Raw genomic sequence first — 16,662 nt, 5'->3', positions numbered from 1 at the left:
CGCGCTGCGACCAAGCAGCCTTGCAATCGCCCTGACGCTCGTGTTTCTGGTCCTCTCGATCATGATCGCCGCGCGCTCTTCGGCGCTCAGATGCTGGTATTTCGTCATTGCAACACCCTACCTCATCAAAGGTGTTGCACTTGAAACTAGAGTCTAAGCTGCCTCTCGTAGTTTAGAGAACAAACCCATCGAATCCCCACCTTTCAATTTTCTCGCATTTTGGACGCCGTCTTGTTTTAGGATGGCACTATAACTAGCTCGCTAGCCTACCTTAGAGGTATCGTCGCGCATATCAGACAGCGTGCAATCAGACCAGTTCAGATTCATTTTGTAAAGGTGAACGATTTGTTCTGCGACGAGGTTTCATCGATGCGCGATTAGTGGATTTCGCCCGTCTCTCAGCGTCGTTGTTAGGGCGATTCAATCGTGTAATTCCACGCTTTTCCGTCTGACGTGATTCCGATCTATATCCGTATTTCGGCAATGGGAATTTTTCGTCAACGTTCATCAAAGCACTTGCAGACTCTGCCCCTCTAGCTAGAAACATCAAAATAAAAGTGGCAGCTGATCCGAGAAGCATGAGAATCACAGCAGCAACCGGACGGATTGCCCTTGAGTCAGGTAACGTGAGAAACGTAACAAAGTAAATCGATAGCGACAAAAACAAGAACGCCCAAAAATTTTGCCTCACCGTGAATCTCCTAAGCCAATTAAAGCGATTATCCTTGTAGCATCCCTCTTCAGAACAAAATTTCACATATTTACCAGCATATTCGAGCGACCGAAGCAAGGCGAGCGCATTATCTCGCGCGAGTACAAATCTAATTTCATCCCCACTCAATTGCATCCCATACGCCTCTTTAACTGCGAGTTGTAGCGCACCGGATGAGATTTCACGCCACCCCTGATCCTTCATCTTCATTATTTCATATAACCGCTTCGTGCGCCCTTGAGAAAAAATCTGGCTCCCGGATCGGTAATTTTTAAATAACATGATGACGCCACCAACTCCGGTCACAATCGCGATGATAGTGCTAACCGTTCCTAGGGAATTGATAATATTTTCGACAATCATGCCACACCCCGAAAAATTAGTTAATTCGTGTACTGCAACTCACCTTCTATGCCACTACGTGACCTCACGTTTCCAATCACAATGCGATACCTCGTCAACATAAGAAGCGAATCCACAACTTAGACGCTGGCCTTACCCCAGCAACTCATCAACATCACACATCGACCGACATGACGTGCTGCGACGCGATGAGCAACGGCGGCACCGGGCATTTGCAAACGCACAGGTCGTCACTCAGTGCGACGCGGCGACCGTCCGGCCCGGTCATTGGCAGTCGTGGGCCGACACATTGAATCTTGCCGATGGTCTTGCACACCGGACAAAACACATCGTCGTTCTCGTGCGCGATGAACCTGCCGTCAAGCGCGAACGGCGTAGCCTTGGCTTGCACCGTTCCCGCCACTGTCGTGTGATCACCGTCGAGAATCAGGTATCGAGTCATGATCGTTTGCCGCCTTGTTTTTCGTCCGATGTCATAGCCTCCGGGCCGAGGCCCTACTCGCATCAATACCTCTTCCAAGCCTCTTCGACTCTTTGACGGTATCGTGCAGGAACTCCGCCATTTCCGGCCAGTAACTCTTCGAATATCACACGCCTATCAATTTTCTCGGAATTCACATGCTCTTCCAGAAGCTTGTCAAGCTTCCCATGCGCAGTAAATTTATGAAAATAGCTAACCTTAATTCCCAAGGCAACATTCGCAAAAATAACCGGAATTCCCCAAAGCAATGTCAGCAGAGACGTTTGCGGTGTGATTGCATGCTTGAATACGTTCCCTCGATCAACACACGAATCCAAATTTTCAAGCTGTTCGATAAGCCACTGTCGCTGCGGCCTCACACTCGAAACCATGATGCGCTCGGCCAAATACTCCTGAAATCGCAAGTCTTTTTTAATAACCTCTGGACAAATTCGCTCACTTGCTCGATGAATTGCTCGAACGCAGGACAAGTTCTGACCCGCAGCTTCAATATAGCCATTGTCCTGAAGGGCGACACACACTGTATTCAAGACAAACGAATCGCATACGCCTGAAATATTTCTCGTGACGATCGATTCAATCTCATTCGCCATACTTCCCCCTTCGTCCTGTTACTCACTCGGCGACCATTGCCAATTCGTTGTACCCCACGAACTGCCTTCGATCACGGGCATGATTTCACCCGCTTCGAAGTAACGGCGGCTTCCTGCCTTTGCTGGCGTGTGCCACCAGCCAGCTTCAGGGCATGGGCTACCGCCACGCACATTCTGACGGGCCGGTTCGCGACTGACAGGCGGAGGAACGATTGTTGGGGGTTCAGGGATGGGCGGAGCGTCAGGCAAATCAAACCGAGCTACCCACTTTCGCGCATTCTTCACATCCGCGCTCGGAAGATCGGGAATATAGGTGTGCAGTGCATCGGGCTTCGGATCACGCAGCACACGCAGGACGCTGTTCACGAACACGTACGGCTCAGGCAAGCCCTCTTCAGGAGCGCCGAGACGGGGGAAGTCGCCTGCACGAATCATCAGGCATGTATTCGCGCGCTCGATATGAATATCGGAGCGATCAAGCTTTTCACGAATCGCCGCCTCGCCCCCCAAACGCTCGATGAACAGTTCGCCTAGGATCGTGAACCAGTTCACGCCTTTGATGAAACCCCACCGAGCGACCTTGGCACCGGGATGCAGGTAATCGTACTGAGCCGTCATTTCTTCAAGAGATTCGCCCTCGTACGAGTTTGCTTCATAATCAGATTTCTGCAGGTGTGCAGTGCTGTCAATATCCAATCCACTGAAACGCTCCGCAAGCACCCACTCTTGCGGCATATACCGATTATAATTAAATGCAAGTATCGGCGCAAAACCACCATAACCAGCGCGCACAACGAGTTTCCTGCAAACATACCTTAAAAAATCTACGTATAGCGAGATTCCTTTGCTGGTTGTCATTAAGTCCATCGGCACATTGAACTTCAAGTATGACAATCCAGACTCTCTTCCCTTTGCCACGCGCAGCAACCCGTTAGGGTGGACATAATCCTGTGCAAGTGCCGACCCCGTTAGCGTCTTGATGCTATACGCTGCGGCCGTGTCTTGATCAGTCGCACTCGACAGCACAACACTTACTTTTAGATGCGATTGCGTATCAATAATCGCACGTCGAATCTTCTCGATGCTCTTCTCGTTCCGCTTTGTAAATTTTCCGAGGTCAGTGTCCTTGCCGCCTTTCAGATGCTCGCCGAACATTTCGTAGAAGCGATCAAAGCAGTCAAGAATCGCTTGTCGCACCTCAGGCTGCGAGCCGCGCTCGAAAAACACCGTACCGATGACACCCGGCAACACACCCATCGAGTTGTCGGCAAGGCGCACGCTCAAATCTTCCTGATAGCGAGACAGCGCCTGCATCGGCGTCAAGACAGGTTTCGGATCACTCAAAGTCATAATCGGATCGTCTATTGATCAATCGCACATGAATTCACTCAGCTTGCGGAAAGCGCCGCAACTGCGCTCCCACCGCCGACCACTACACCAAGGGTTGCAGCCAATGCCGCAGCGGCTTCCGCACCAGCCGCGATAATCGCACACAGCGCAGCAAAGATCGCGATCAACTCAGGTAACAACAAGATCACGATCGCGACGCCGACGACAATGGCAACCGCTATCGCGGCTCCCTTCAGCAGCGTCACGCCGACCTGCGCCCAATCGATATGTGAGAGCACGTCCCACGTCATATCGGTCATGTGCACGATTGCTTCCCATCCAGCTTTGAGTTGCGCAGCCGTGTAGCGGAATATTTCGTGCCCTGTCTCGTCAACCCACACCCAAGCGCTATGCGCCTTGTCGGCGACCCACTGACCAGCCGTAAACATCCATGCTGCGTGCTGATGCAGGAACGCGCTGGTTTCAGCAGACACGTATGAATACCCACGATGAACGGCATCCCAAACAGGGGCGACAGCATGTTCAACCTCTTCGCCGAACTCATGCGCCTTTTGCCACCAGTCCTCATACCAGACATGGTGCGGGACAGCGGGGACGCTACGAATAGAAACGCGCTGGCGCTCCTTTTCATCTTCGGTTTTCGGTGCAGGAATGGGAGCAGGCTTGGGGATTTTTTGTAGCTCACCGTTGCAATCGGTCACGTCGATCACGGTCATGCGATTCTTGTAATCACCAGCGATCAGCTTATAGGCTTCTTGCTGAGCCTCCCCCAAAGAGTCACCCGGAAACTTTACTTCGACAAGCCGCAACAAATTCGGAACATGGCGACGGCCCTCGCGATCAATCGTCCCACGCCCCGGCCAAAGAATCGCTTCCTTTTCAACAATGATTACATCGGGACGCCGTAGCAAACCTACGGTCGCTCCCGGCGGGAACGGATTTAGACTGCGGCGGCGCTCTGCCCCGTAGGGGCTCTCGTTACTTAGGAACGGAATTGGAATACCTCCAATCATTGCATCAGCCGGTGTCATATCAAAGCTGACTTCAGCCTTGTACTTGAACAACCACTTCCACTTAAACTGTTCCTCGATAATCATCGGCACGCTCATTGCGGACTGCATGAGCAACCGATATACGATCGATCCGTCGCGTAGCTTGACGGGGGTGTATTTCGCCGTTTTCAGCGCGGTCTCGACCTTCTCCTGCAAGTATCCCTTGGCGTTTGGCGGCAGGTACGCGTACTCAGGTACTCGCTCTTTGATTGTTTCGCACGCGCCAGCCGGTTGAAGTGATCCACCCATTGTGTTCTCCAAGTATCGTCGGCACTCACGTGCGCTCTTCGGGGTCGACCTTCACGTAATCGGCCCAAATATCAGGCCCCCCGCCGCCTGCATACTTCCACGGCTCCATGTCTTGTTGTTCCTGCTCGAATGCCTTAAGGCTCACGCTCTGCGCGCTCGGCGTGAAAACCGGCACCGTCTCGCCAAGGTCGTTCGTGTGACCAAGCACCGTTCGCCCTGATGGCAGTTTCATTTCGTAGGCGTGTCGAATCATCGGTGTCCCGTCCGTCTGGTCCTTCAGGACGTATTGCGCCTGATACGACGGCTTGAATTGCGGCATCGTGTACGACTCACTAACTGGCCCCGCGAAGCTGAACGACGCGCCCTTAAAATCGACGCTGCCCGGTGCATGTATCGAGACGTTGCCGCCCTTGACTCGAATCGTCGCTCCACCGCAGTACAGGACCAGTTCCTGATCGGCTGCGATTTCCATCCGTCCGGCCACCGACAACAATTTCACAAGCTGCTGCGCGATCATTTCAAGATCGCCATCTTGCGCTTGTATTTCGACCTTGCCCTTACCCGCTACGGCTTTGATGCCTTGATTACGCGCAAACAGGCTCAGGTGATCAATCGCGGCCGCGTGCATCGAGCCGCCTGCTGCGAGATACGAATCCTGACCGCTGATCCAGTTGGCCTGTTGGTCTGCGCTGGCGTGAAGCGACTGATGCGTGGACAGGCCAATACCTGCCGGACTGCCAAGCAGCAACAGCGGTTCCGCGAATGCATTCGCGTTGCCCGTTCCGCCGCCTGCTGTCCGGCCTCCCGATACTTCGCCGGATGCCGACTGCTTCGTTGCATCGGTGAACGTCGTCAGCGCATCGATACCGAGTTTCAGACTCTCGGCCTGATGCTGTTCGCTCGCATCCGAAATGCTGCCGAGCAGGTTTTTCGAGCGCGTAAGCTGCTCGCGTGCCTCGTCAACGTCTAGCTGATCACTATCGCGCGACACCGGATGCGCACTGATCGACACGCCCCGGCTACCGCGCATCGACGCGTAATGGTCAGCGTGCAGCAGCAAACCCGAACCGAGATAACGCCCGCGAGAGTTGCCGCTCTGCTGAATCAAATAACCCTGCGCGATCGATGCATAGCTACTGCCCGTGTAGCTGACGAGCCGCGTACCGCTTTGGTTCGTTGCGTCGTCGTGCACGAACGAGTTGAATGCACCCGTGCCGCCAAAGCCCTGCGACTGGAACCCGGACAGCAGGACGTTCGAATGCCATTGCGAAGGCGTCGTGCCACCATTGACGCGTCCCAAAATGAACGGCTTGTCGCAATCGTTTGCCCAATAGGCGACTAAAACCCATTCACCGGCACGCGGCACGTGTACCGATCCGTAGCCGTTGCCAGTATCTGCCTGCATGGTCGACAGCAGCGGCGACGAAGCGAACGTACCATCAGGGTTCTTGCGGTCCCACGCAAAATGCACGCGTACCTGGTTCCGCTCGTTCGTCCACGCTTCCGATCCTTGCTGTGTCACGACGATGGCGTGCTCGATCGTCATGTTCGGCTTTGGGTGCGCGAACGGGCTGCGATATTCCACGCTCGCCTCTTGCGCCTCAACCTCGATAACGAAAAATCCCGCTGTTCCGTCTTGCGGGTGCTCGGGCGTCTTGAAAGGTGCCCCGTGTACCGCTTGTTGCTCGGCCAGCGTTGCGCGCAGACTGCGCGGATATTCCGTCGCCTGTTGACCAATCGACACGTTGTTTTCGATGAACCAACGCGTCTCGATAGCGAGAAATTCACGCTTTTTCGGATCACTGTCCGCATGGCGCGGATGGTTGTCCAGCGTGAACCGCAGTCCTGCATCCAGCCACCGCAGACCACCAACGCCGAAATATCTGCGCGCCCGCGAATCCCATCCCTCTACGCGCCGACGTGCACGGACTGCGCCGCTGTCTGAATCCGGGTAGCCGTACGCTGTTGGCTGATAGACCGTCATCGGTGCAGCGGGGATGCTGCGTTCCGATTGTCGCCCGCCGTCCGCTGCGTAGGTTGTGGAGTGCAGCGCGCTTTCGGTCTGAAAATGGGAAGTCGGCCGCTTGTAGTCGAACGCGCGCGAGATATAGCGTAGGCTCTGCATGGTCTGCGTGACCGCCCATTGCGTAAACCCGTCCGCATCGTGATCAGTGTTGCCACGATAAAATTCGGCCGGTTTTGCTTCAGGCAGCGACGACACGCTATCCAGAACGATGAGCGTCGTTTTCGGCGGCTCACCTTCCCTCGTCTGCTCGTGGAGCCAGTAGAAATACCAGCCCTCATCTTCAAGAAGGCGGTGTACAAAATGAAGATCAGATTCGCTTTGGCGGCACCATGAACGTACCGCAGGTTCGCGCGTCAGTTCGAACCGGAACCGCCCTTGGAACTGCGGATATCGGTTGAGAACGTCGGAAACGATTTCTCGCGCGTCCTTTTCGAGCCAGCCCTCGTCGTTGTGGGTCTTGCTCAGGAAAATCAGAGCGGATGAAAATTCCAACTGGTACGTTGACACGCTACCGTCACCGCCCAAATAGCCGACCTGATGAACGAAACCGTGCACGGGTCGATAGACAGCATCAGCATAGAGCGCCGTCCGTTGCTGAATCCATAGCGTGACGGGCTGGTGCATCAGCGACAACAACGCTGTATCGCCGCGCAGGGATGCAATATCCACGATCCACTGATAATCGCCACCAATACATGACGATCCGCGCGCCCGCAATGCAGTCAACGCGTTCTTGCCAAGTGGCGTGTCCAGCATCAACAACCGGTCGTGCTGCAACAAGCCCCGGTGAACGGCCTCGTATAGGTCGCGCCCCTTCAGGCCCCCGGGTGCGGGTGGTCTTAGTACCATTTCTTGTTGTCCTTCTCTCAGGTTCGAGCCACCGTCAGAGATGCGACACAACGACGGTCAGCCAGCGGCGACGTAAGGTCGCTCTCGCGCGATTCTAGCTAAAGTCTGAGGAATATTGTCTGGCCTGACAATATTTGACGCGGCTGAAATCTCAAGAGAAGGCGCGCGCCTTGCGAGCGCAGATGCGGAAATGGCCTTCTAGTATCACTTCGACAACGTCGCGCGCACCGTATATTCGCCTTCGAGCGCACTGTGTTCAGGACGCACGAAATAACGCGACGCATCCAGATCGGCCGGCATCGGCTCGACCGGATAGCCATGCTTTTCCCACGCATCGAGGCCGCCCTTCAGCGCCCGGATGTTGTGGAGCATCTTCTTGCGCTGCATCTTCGCGATCAGGCGCTTCGCGGTCGCCTCGTTCGGGCACACGCAATAGACGACGATCGGCCGCTTCAGCACTTCCGGGTCGAGCAGGTCCGGCGAATCGAGATCGACCGGCACCGCGCCGGCGATCCGGTACGGTTCGCGCTCGCGGATCGCTTTCGGCCGCGCGTCGAAGATCAGCGGCGGTTCGTCGGACGTCATCATCTCGACGAGCTGCGGCGGCGAGATGCGAACCTGGGCGAGATAACGGCGGAACTGTACGCGGCGCACCCAGCGGTATAGCAGGAACGTGATGAAGATCGCGAGGAATGCATCGAGGATCGTGCCGCCGCTCGCGCGCACCCACAGCACGAACTGGACGATCTGGTCGTGAATGGCCGCGCCGCCGACGAGCCAGAACGCAGCCCACAGCGACGCACCGGCCAGATCCCAGAACAGGAACACGCCGACGCCGATCGCGGTCGTGCCGAGCAGCGGCGCCGACACGAGGCCGAGGCCCGGCAGGAACTTGGACAGCACGAGCAGCGGCGCACCGTATCGTTCGAATACGTTACGTGCGAAGCGCAGCGTCGTGTCGAGCGACAGCGAGAAGCGCACGAGACCGTTCAGCAGGCGCCGGCCGCGCGTGCGGCCCATGAAGAACCACAGCGAATCGGCCAGCATCGTCGCGCCGATCGCCGCCGCGAACATGCTGACCCACGACGCCTGCCCCATTGCCGCCATCGTGCCGCCGAGAATCAGCATCGGCACGGCCGGCACCGGCACGCCGAGCTGCGTGATCAACACGCTCGCGAACACGGCCCACGGGCCGAGCGACGATGGAATTGCGATGGGAAAGTGCCACACGGCGGCGCTCCTGGAAGACATGCGGCCGCGCGACGGGGGCCGTCGGACCGGCTGGGCAACGGCCGCCGCGGCACGCCCGCAGCCGACCTGATGCATCACGGCATTCTAAACGGGTTTGGCCGCGATCGCGCGGAACACGCACCATCGGCGCGGGCTTCGCGCCGATGGTTGCACCGCCGTGACAGTCACATGTCCGTGCGCTGCGCGAGCGTCGCGACGTGTTCCGCGTAGTCGGGAAACGCAGCGGCCAGCGCGGCGGCGTCGGCCAGTTCGAATTCCGCGAACTCGAATCCCGGCGCCACCGTGCAGCCGACGAGCGCGACGTGCTCCGGCGCCGCGCAGCGCGCGCCGAACCAGCACCCTGCCCGCACGACCGCCTGGAACACGGTGCCCGGATGCGTGAGCGGGTTGCCGAGCCGGTGGATCGTCAGCCCGTCGCGCTCGTCGAGCACCCACACCTCGATCGGGTCGCCCGCGTAGAAATGCCAGACCTCGTCGGAACGGATCCGGTGCCACGACGAATACGCGCCGTCGCACAACAGGTAGTAGATCGCCGTCGATGCGGCGCGTGGCGCGCCGTCGGCCGGACGCACGACCGAATCGGTCGCACGGTAGGTTTCGCGGAAATAGCCGCCTTCGGGATGCGGCTGCAGGTCGAACTGGCGAATCAGGTCGGTAGCGGAAATCGGCATGGCGGATGACGTCGGTAAGGTCGGGAACCGGACACCCGGCGCACGGCCACGCTTCGCTCATCGCGAACGCGGCCGCATGCCGCCGGATGCTGCTGCGTCGATCGCCGCAGCCATGCGCGCGGCGAACAAGCGGACACCGGCCGATGCTGCCAGAACTGCGTGCCGGGATGCAACTGCGGGCGCGCGATTGCGCCGATGGGGTGGCGCCCTCGCCCGGCCGCTGCGACAGAAGCGACAGCTGCGCTCACACGCCGTGCGTCGACCGGCGCGTCGTGTGTTTCCGTTTCATCAGGCCATCATCCGGCGAATGTGCGCGGCCGCCCGTGCGTCAGCGCCGTGCCGCTTGCGTCAAGCCGACACCGACGTGCCGGGCTCGCTGTGCCGCACCAGCAGTACGGGGCGGTCGGCCGCACGCAGCAGCGATTCGGCGACGCTGCCGACCAGCAGCCGGCGCAGGCCATGCCGCCCGCTCGTGCCCATCACGATCAGGTCGGCTTCGGCTTCGGCCGCCGTGCGCATCAGCACCGTGGCGACATCCTCGCCGTATGCGTCGAGCGCGCGCACGGTGCCTCGCACATGCTTCTGGGCGAGCTCCGCTTTCGCATCGTCGAGCACCGGCGTCACGGCATCGGTCGCGGCCGCATCGCCATCGCGCTCGGCCGCGAAGCCTGCATCGACGTCGACGAGCTGCGGCCGGTGCTCGACGACATACGCGCAGGTGACTTCACCGCCGGACGCCGCCGCGATCCGGATCGCCTCGTTCAGCGCGAGACGCGCGCTCGGGCTGCCGTCGAGCCCGACGAAAATCCGCTTGTACATGGTCCGTCCCTCCGACCGGGCACGCATCGCGCGTCGCGCGACGACGGCCCGCTATCGCCACCCGGCCCGGTGCCGGCTGGCCTGCCGAACAGTCTGCCCCACGTGCCGACGCGCCTGTTGATGCGCGTCAAGCGCGGCCGGCGCACCCGCTGCTTCACGCCGGTTGCCGCATTTTCTAGTGACCCCATTACAAAAAACGTGTAAATCGCGCACAATTTCATCTTGAAAATAGACGTTGCGTGCAGCCGGTGCGAGTTTTGCCCGGCTTTGCTGCGCTGCTCCGGGTGCCTGGAGCGGCCCCCGACAACAGAATGGCCATCGAATGACCGCCAGTGGAACCCCGACGCGTGACGCCCGAGGGCCCACGCGCCTCCAGATCATGTTACGCCAGCCGCTCGCGGTCGGCGTCGTTGCGCTGTGCGCCGGCGCGGCGCTGTCGCTCGGCGTCGCGCTGCTCGTGCGCGAGCAGTGGCAAGGCGCCGTCCATACGCGCTTCGAACGCCGCACGACGCACGTGACCGCGATGCTCCGCCACGAGCTGCAATCCGGCGTGGCCGTGCTCGAAGGCGCGCGCGGCGCGTTCAGCCTCGTCCCGGGCATGACGCCCGAGCAATGGCGCCGCTATGCGGACACGCTCGATCTCGACAGCGGCCGCTCGCCGGTCCGCCAGATCGGCTATGCGCCGTTGCCGTCCGCGACGCGCACCGCCCTCGCCGGCGCGAAGCCGCTGCCGGCCGGCGCGCTCGCGACCGCCGCGCTCAGCGCACCGGCGTCGAATTCGCCGGTCGTGCGCTTCGGCGCGTCCGACGCCGCGCCGCTCGCACGTGCGCTGCAGACCGGCGACATCGCGCTCGGCGTCCACCCGGCCGACGACGATACGTCCCGCGACGCCCGCACCTTCACGCTGTTCCTGCCGGCCGCCGCGTCGCCGCATGCGGCCGCCACACCGTCCGGCACGCGCGAAGCCGGCGCCGACGGGGTGCTGTTCGCGGCGTTGAGCCCGCGGCGCCTGATCGAGCGCGCGCTCGACGCGGAACGCGGCATCGACGTGTGGATCACCGCCGGCGGCGATCGGCGCGCGATCGTCAGCGTCGAAACGACGACCGACGAGGCCTCGGCATCGCCCGACCTGATGCGGCGCACCGACGAGCTGAGTTTCGGCGGCACCGTGCTGACGCTGGCCTATTCCGCGGACGGCCGCCCGAGCGCAACCGGCGCGCAACGCGCGGCCGGCACCGTGCTCGCCGCGGGGCTGATCGCGTCGATCGCATTCGCGGTGCTCGTCCACGCGCTGCTGCGAGGCCGCGCCGGCACCGCCGATTCCGGCGCGAGCAGCCGCGGCATCCTCAACGAGGCGCGGATGATGGGCATCATCCGTTCGTCGATGGAAGCGATCATCACGATCGACGAAAAGCAGACGATCGTGATCTTCAATCCGATGGCCGAGCAGGTGTTCGGCGTGTCCGCGATGGAGGCAATCGGTGCGCCGCTGTCGCGCTTCATCCCCGAGCGGTTCCGCGCCGCGCACGCGAAGCACGTCGACCAGTTCGGCGTGACAGGCGTGTCCGAGCGGCAGATGGGCCGCCAGCGGGTGCTGTTCGGGCTGCGCGCCAACGGCGAGGAGTTCCCGATCGAGGCCTCGATCTCGCAGATCCGCGATGCATCCGGCAAGCTCTATACGGTGATGCTGCGCGACATCACCGAGCGGCTGCGCGCCGAGAACGCGCTGAAGCAGTCGCGCGAGGAATTGCGCGAACTGTCGGCGAACCTGCAGAACGTGCGCGAAGAGGAAAAGACCCGCATTGCGCGCGAGCTGCACGACGACCTCGGCCAGCAGCTCACCGCGCTGAAGATGGATCTGTCGGTGGTCGAGCAGCAACTGCGCGTGCCCGGCCGCACGCAACCCGACGAGGACGTGCAGTCGCACCTGCAGGGCATGCGGCGGCTGATCGACGCGACGGTCGCGTCGGTGCGGCGCATCGCGGCCGACCTGCGGCCCGTGATGCTCGACGATCTCGGCCTCGTGCCCGCGATCGAATGGCTCGCGAACGACTTCACGAACCGCTACGGGATCGATGTCGAGCGGCACATCGAAACCGGCGGCCTCACGTTCACCAGCGCGGGCGCGACCACGCTGTTCCGGATCGTCCAGGAAGCGCTGACGAACGTCGCGCGTCACGCGGATGCGACGCGCGTCGCACTGCGGCTCGACATCGAGGAAGGCTTCTGCGTGTTGCGCGTCGCGGACAACGGCCGCGGCTCGACGCCCGGCGGCTCGGCCCACGAAGACAAATCGTTCGGCCTGATCGGCATTCGCGAACGTGCCCACATGCTGGGCGGCACCGTGACGATCGACACCGCGCTCGCGCGCGGTTTCTCGATCACCGTCGCCTTCCCGCTCAGTACCGTCCAACAGGAAACGCTCATCTCATGATCAAGGTGCTCATCGCCGACGACCATACGCTCGTACGCGACGGTCTGCGGCACATCCTCCAGAACGCCACCGGATTCGAGGTGGCCGGCGAAGCCTGCGACGGCCCGTCGACGATCGCGCTCGTGCGCGCCACGCCCGCGCAGGTGCTCGTGCTCGACCTGTCGATGCCGGGCCGCAACGGCGTCGAGCTGATCAAGCAGATCAAGGACGAGAAGCCCGCGCTGCGCGTCCTCGTGCTGACCATGCACGCGGAGCAGCAATACGCGGTGCGCGCGTTCCGCGCCGGCGCGTCGGGGTATCTGACGAAGGAAAGCGCGAGCGCCGAACTGGTCGGCGCGGTCACGAAGGTCGCGTCGGGCGGCGTCTACGTGAGCCTCGCGATGGCCGAGCAGTTCGCGCAGAGCCTGAACGAGCCGGCCGAGACGCTGCCGCACCAGCGGTTGTCCGACCGCGAATTCGACGTGTTCCGGCGGATCGCCGCCGGCCAGACGCTGACCGAGATCGCCAACGCGCTGTGCGTGAGCGCGAAGACGGTCAGCACGTACAAGACGCGGATCCTGGAAAAGATGCAGATGCCGCACGAAGCGGCGCTGGTGCGTTACGCGATGCGGCACAAGCTGCTCGACGAAACGGACGACGTGTAACGGACGACGTCCAGCAGCGGATGGTGCGCGCCGCCCAGCCGCGCGGCATCCGTTCGGCCGGGCGGCGCACCCCGCTTACCTGGCGGGCACCGGGCAGGCGAGATCGCCTTCCTCGCAGGACAGATAGCCCTTCAGCGTCTCGGTGCGCGCTTTCGTCAGATCGTCGAGGCAGGTCGACACGACCATCGGATACGCGCTGCCGCCCTCGGCGTTCGCGCTGGAGAAGTGGCATTCGGCATCGCGGTACGCGATCCACGCACGCTGCGTATTCACGAGCTTGTCGGCCAGCGGCCGCGCATCGCGCAGGCGCGCGGTGACGGCCTGGTAGACCCGGTTCAGTTCCCCGTCGGATTTCCTGTACGCGCTATCGGCGCAGGCCGTCATCGCCGCCTGATCCGTTGCGTCGGCACAATTCGCCTGGGCATGGGCGACGTTCGCCGCCAGCGCCAGCGCGCACAGCAGACCGGTCAAGACACGCATGGATGCTCCTTGTTGTTCGTTGAAGTCGTGGAACCCGGTGCCGGGCATGCCGCGCTGTCGCGCATCGGCCGCCGTGCCGCGGCGACACCGCTCGCGATGCTAGCGCACGCGCGCCGGCTTGTCAGCCGGTGTCGCAACACATGCGACGGTTTGCATATCGGCCCTCCCCACCTACACTTGAAAATCGATACGCCGCTTCAGGCCCGCGCTATCGCATCCATCCCGTCTCCGCTTCCGCGCATTCCTCTGCGCATTTCGCGTTCGCATCGCCGAGCGGGGTGACGATTCGTCGGTCAGCTTCCTCCCCCAGCCCAACGTGCAATCGCCGTCGCTCCCTGGAGGGAATCATGAGCTATCACCTTGAAGGCCGTCTGCTCGAGGTCTGCAACTGCCGCGTACTCTGTCCGTGCTGGATCGGCGAGGATCCGGATTTCGGCGTCTGCGATACGATCGTCGCCTGGCATGTCGACAAGGGCACCGTCGACGGCGTCGACGTGGGCGGCAACACGATCGCCGCGGTGTGCCGCGTGCCGGGCAACATCCTGCAAGGCAACTGGACGGCTGCGATCTACGTCAGCGACACGGCGTCCGAAGCGCAGGAGCAGGCGCTGCTCAAGGTCTACACGGGCCAGGCCGGCGGCCCGATCGCCGAACTGGCGAAACTGATCGGCACGGTCGTGTCGATCGAGCGCGCCCCCATCACCTTCAATGTCGAAGGGGCGCGCGGCACGCTGTCGATCGGCACCGACTACCACGCGGAACTCGAGCCGTACCTCGGCCCGAGCGGCGCGCAGACGACGCTGACCGACACCGTGTTCTCGACGGTGCCCGGCGCGCCGGTGTTCGTCGGCAAGGCGCCCGTCTATCGATCGAAGAATGCGGCGATCGGCATCGACGTCGACCTGAAGAATCACAACGCGCTGCAGAGCACCTTCCTGTTCGACGCGTGAAGCGCGATCGCACGCCAACGGACATGGCTGCGTCGCTGCATCGGCGCCTGTTTCCGCTCGTGCTCGCGAGTCTCGTCGCGTTCGCGTGGCTCACCCTGTGGGCGTGGACGCGCAGTCCGTACGGGCGGTACCTCGATCACGGCGATATCGCGCTGCCCACCCCGTTCAGCGCGCTTTGCCGCGCGCTGCCGGGCGGCACGCTGTGGCTGCCGGCCGCGTTCGCCGCGGCCGGCTGGACGCTCATGATCCTGGCGATGATGCTGCCGACGACGCTGTCGCTGTTCGATGCGTTCGCCCGCGTCGTCGCGAGCCGCCCCGACCAGACGCGCCTGCTCGCGCTCGTCGGCATCGGCTACGTCGCCACGTGGAGCGGCTTCGGCCTCGTCGCGCACGGCCTGCACGGGCTGCTGCTGACCGGTGTCGCGCTCGTGCCGGCGCTCGCGTGGCGCGGCTGGCTGATCGGCGCGGCCGTCTTCGCGCTCGCCGGCGCGTTCCAGTTCAGCGGACTGAAGACGCACTGTCTCGACCGTTGCCGCACGCCCTTCAGTTTCGTGATCAGCCGCTGGCGCGGCCGCACGCCGATGCGTCACGCGTTCGCGTTGGGCGTGAGCCACGGGCTCTTCTGTGTCGGCTGCTGCTGGGCGCTGATGCTGCTGATGTTCGTCGTCGGCGCCGGCAGTCTCGGCTGGATGCTGTTGCTCGCCGCGCTGATGGCCCTCGAGAAGAATGCGTCGTGGGGGCAGGCGCTCACCGCGCCGCTCGGCGTCGCGTTGTTCGGCGCGGCCGTGCTGATCGTCGCCAGCCACGCGTGAGGCCCGCGATGCGCCCGTCTGCGTCCCCCTTCGCGCTGCATGTCCGGCCGGGCGTGCGCGTCGTTGCGCTGACATCGATCGCAATGCTCGCCTTCGCGTCGAATTCCCTGCTGTGCCGGCTCGCGCTGCAGGCCGGACGGATCGACGCGGCCAGCTTCGGCAGCCTGCGCCTCGTCTCCGGCGCGCTGATGCTCGCGGTCGTCGCGCGTGCGGGTGCGCGGCGGCCCGCCCCGCCAGCGGACTGGCCCGCTGCGGCGATGCTGTTCGTGTACGTCGCGTGCTTCTCGTTTGCCTACCTGACCGTCAGCGCGGCCACCGGTGCGCTGATCCTGTTCGGCGCCGTGCAACTGACGATGTTTGCGGCGGGATGGCACGCCGGCGAACGGTTTGCCGCGACCGGCTGGGCCGGGTTCGGGGCAGCGCTCGGCGGACTGGTGTATCTCGTGTCACCCGGGCTTGCGGCGCCAACGCCGCGCGGCGCCGCATTGATGACGGCCGCCGGCATTGCATGGGGAATCTATTCGATACGGGGCCGCCGGCCCGTCGATCCGGTCGCGGCGACCGCCGGCAATTTCCTGCGTGCCGCGCCGCTGGCACTCGCGCTGAGCGTCGTGCTCGCCGCCCGCTTTCACGTCACGCCGGCCGGCGTCGTGCTCGCCGCGCTTTCAGGCGCGCTGACGTCGGGCCTCGGCTACGTGGTCTGGTACGCCGCGCTGCGGCACCTCACGGCGATGCGCGCCGCGGCGGTCCAGCTTTCCGTGCCCCCCATCGCTGCGGGCGGCGCCGTGCTGTTCCTGTCGGAACAGCCGACCTGGCGGCTCGCGCTCGCATCGGCCGCGATCCTCGGCGGAGTTGCGGCCGTGCTCGCGACGCGGGCGCGGCAGGCAGGCAGCAGGCGGTGACGCGCATCGGGCACGGCGCGGTCG

16 protein-coding genes are annotated in these 16,662 nt (G+C 62.4%); 5 read left to right on the top strand and 11 right to left on the bottom strand.

Annotation, left to right across the window (positions count from 1 at the left end):
• The 10 genes from G3N64_RS40175 to G3N64_RS10670 all read right to left on the bottom strand — a co-directional run.
• The coding region (locus G3N64_RS40175; RefSeq protein WP_205783815.1) for a helix-turn-helix domain-containing protein at positions 1-108 on the bottom strand (108 nt) is incomplete at its 3' end.
• A gap of 199 nt (positions 109-307) precedes the next feature.
• A complete protein-coding gene (locus tag G3N64_RS10710; protein ID WP_205783807.1) occupies positions 308-1,075 on the bottom strand; it encodes a hypothetical protein in 768 nt (255 codons plus the stop codon).
• 154 nt (positions 1,076-1,229) lie between these two features.
• Positions 1,230-1,517, bottom strand: a complete 288-nt coding sequence (locus G3N64_RS10705; protein ID WP_205783805.1) for a PAAR domain-containing protein — start codon at positions 1,515-1,517, stop codon at positions 1,230-1,232.
• Positions 1,518-1,579: 62 nt separating this feature from the next.
• Positions 1,580-2,149 (bottom strand): hypothetical protein, encoded by a 570-nt coding sequence (locus G3N64_RS10700; RefSeq protein WP_205783803.1) that lies wholly within the window; start codon positions 2,147-2,149, stop codon positions 1,580-1,582.
• An 18-nt stretch (positions 2,150-2,167) separates the two neighbouring features.
• Positions 2,168-3,499, bottom strand: a complete 1,332-nt coding sequence (locus G3N64_RS10695) for a type VI immunity family protein (RefSeq protein ID WP_205783800.1) — start codon at positions 3,497-3,499, stop codon at positions 2,168-2,170.
• Between the two features lie 38 nt (positions 3,500-3,537).
• The gene (locus G3N64_RS10690) at positions 3,538-4,800 is read right to left on the bottom strand and encodes a VRR-NUC domain-containing protein (RefSeq protein WP_205783799.1); all 1,263 of its coding nucleotides are present in this window, start codon (positions 4,798-4,800) and stop codon (positions 3,538-3,540) included.
• A gap of 25 nt (positions 4,801-4,825) precedes the next feature.
• A complete protein-coding gene (locus tag G3N64_RS10685; RefSeq protein WP_205783797.1) occupies positions 4,826-7,675 on the bottom strand; it encodes a type VI secretion system Vgr family protein in 2,850 nt (949 codons plus the stop codon).
• A gap of 204 nt (positions 7,676-7,879) precedes the next feature.
• Positions 7,880-8,905 carry a DedA family protein/thiosulfate sulfurtransferase GlpE gene (locus G3N64_RS10680; RefSeq protein WP_205783792.1) on the bottom strand — a complete coding sequence of 342 codons (1,026 nt, stop codon included), beginning with the start codon at positions 8,903-8,905 and terminating at the stop codon, positions 7,880-7,882.
• A gap of 185 nt (positions 8,906-9,090) precedes the next feature.
• Complete coding sequence (locus G3N64_RS10675; RefSeq protein WP_205783791.1) at positions 9,091-9,597, bottom strand: cupin domain-containing protein; 507 nt, start codon at positions 9,595-9,597, stop codon at positions 9,091-9,093.
• 348 nt (positions 9,598-9,945) lie between these two features.
• Positions 9,946-10,416 (bottom strand): universal stress protein, encoded by a 471-nt coding sequence (locus tag G3N64_RS10670; RefSeq protein ID WP_205783790.1) that lies wholly within the window; start codon positions 10,414-10,416, stop codon positions 9,946-9,948.
• Positions 10,417-10,738: 322 nt separating this feature from the next.
• Here G3N64_RS10670 and G3N64_RS10665 point away from each other — a divergent pair, with 322 nt between their 5' ends.
• Positions 10,739-12,850: a PAS domain S-box protein gene (locus G3N64_RS10665; RefSeq protein WP_205783789.1), complete on the top strand. Its 2,112-nt coding sequence runs from the start codon at positions 10,739-10,741 to the stop codon at positions 12,848-12,850.
• Entirely contained in the window at positions 12,847-13,494 is a 648-nt protein-coding gene (locus tag G3N64_RS10660) for a response regulator transcription factor (protein ID WP_006483707.1), read from the top strand. Before G3N64_RS10665 ends, G3N64_RS10660 begins: the two co-directional genes overlap by 4 nt.
• A 75-nt stretch (positions 13,495-13,569) precedes the next feature.
• Here the strand turns inward: G3N64_RS10660 and G3N64_RS10655 are convergent, their stop codons facing one another.
• Positions 13,570-13,974 (bottom strand): lysozyme inhibitor LprI family protein, encoded by a 405-nt coding sequence (locus G3N64_RS10655; RefSeq protein ID WP_205783788.1) that lies wholly within the window; start codon positions 13,972-13,974, stop codon positions 13,570-13,572.
• A 347-nt stretch (positions 13,975-14,321) separates the two neighbouring features.
• Between G3N64_RS10655 and G3N64_RS10650 the strand changes: the two genes are divergently transcribed.
• Genes G3N64_RS10650 through G3N64_RS10640 form a run of 3 tightly spaced genes read left to right on the top strand, consistent with a single transcriptional unit; the run spans position 14,322 to position 16,638 of the window.
• Positions 14,322-14,924, top strand: coding sequence for a DUF1326 domain-containing protein (locus G3N64_RS10650; RefSeq protein ID WP_174913841.1), 603 nt, complete (start codon positions 14,322-14,324; stop codon positions 14,922-14,924).
• A gap of 23 nt (positions 14,925-14,947) precedes the next feature.
• Positions 14,948-15,736, top strand: a complete 789-nt coding sequence (locus G3N64_RS10645; RefSeq protein ID WP_205783786.1) for a DUF2182 domain-containing protein — start codon at positions 14,948-14,950, stop codon at positions 15,734-15,736.
• A gap of 8 nt (positions 15,737-15,744) precedes the next feature.
• Positions 15,745-16,638: a DMT family transporter gene (locus tag G3N64_RS10640; RefSeq protein ID WP_205783784.1), complete on the top strand. Its 894-nt coding sequence runs from the start codon at positions 15,745-15,747 to the stop codon at positions 16,636-16,638.
• Positions 16,639-16,662 lie beyond the last annotated feature (24 nt).

Source organism: Burkholderia sp. Ac-20344 (assembly GCF_017104975.1).
Classification (GTDB): Bacteria; Pseudomonadota; Gammaproteobacteria; order Burkholderiales; family Burkholderiaceae; genus Burkholderia.
This window is presented reverse-complemented; position numbering and strand designations above follow the sequence as displayed.

Coding starts and splice junctions, on each gene's coding strand:
- G3N64_RS10650 (WP_174913841.1), top strand. CDS start 14,322: ATGAGCTATCACCTTGAAGGCCGTCTGCTCGAGGTCTGCAACTGCCGC.
- G3N64_RS10690 (WP_205783799.1), bottom strand. CDS start 4,800: ATGGGTGGATCACTTCAACCGGCTGGCGCGTGCGAAACAATCAAAGAG.
- G3N64_RS10640 (WP_205783784.1), top strand. CDS start 15,745: ATGCGCCCGTCTGCGTCCCCCTTCGCGCTGCATGTCCGGCCGGGCGTG.
- G3N64_RS10675 (WP_205783791.1), bottom strand. CDS start 9,597: ATGCCGATTTCCGCTACCGACCTGATTCGCCAGTTCGACCTGCAGCCG.
- G3N64_RS10670 (WP_205783790.1), bottom strand. CDS start 10,416: ATGTACAAGCGGATTTTCGTCGGGCTCGACGGCAGCCCGAGCGCGCGT.
- G3N64_RS10645 (WP_205783786.1), top strand. CDS start 14,948: ATGGCTGCGTCGCTGCATCGGCGCCTGTTTCCGCTCGTGCTCGCGAGT.
- G3N64_RS10685 (WP_205783797.1), bottom strand. CDS start 7,675: ATGGTACTAAGACCACCCGCACCCGGGGGCCTGAAGGGGCGCGACCTA.
- G3N64_RS10665 (WP_205783789.1), top strand. CDS start 10,739: ATGACCGCCAGTGGAACCCCGACGCGTGACGCCCGAGGGCCCACGCGC.
- G3N64_RS10700 (WP_205783803.1), bottom strand. CDS start 2,149: ATGGCGAATGAGATTGAATCGATCGTCACGAGAAATATTTCAGGCGTA.
- G3N64_RS10695 (WP_205783800.1), bottom strand. CDS start 3,499: ATGACTTTGAGTGATCCGAAACCTGTCTTGACGCCGATGCAGGCGCTG.
- G3N64_RS10655 (WP_205783788.1), bottom strand. CDS start 13,974: ATGCGTGTCTTGACCGGTCTGCTGTGCGCGCTGGCGCTGGCGGCGAAC.
- G3N64_RS10710 (WP_205783807.1), bottom strand. CDS start 1,075: ATGATTGTCGAAAATATTATCAATTCCCTAGGAACGGTTAGCACTATC.
- G3N64_RS10705 (WP_205783805.1), bottom strand. CDS start 1,517: ATGACTCGATACCTGATTCTCGACGGTGATCACACGACAGTGGCGGGA.
- G3N64_RS10660 (WP_006483707.1), top strand. CDS start 12,847: ATGATCAAGGTGCTCATCGCCGACGACCATACGCTCGTACGCGACGGT.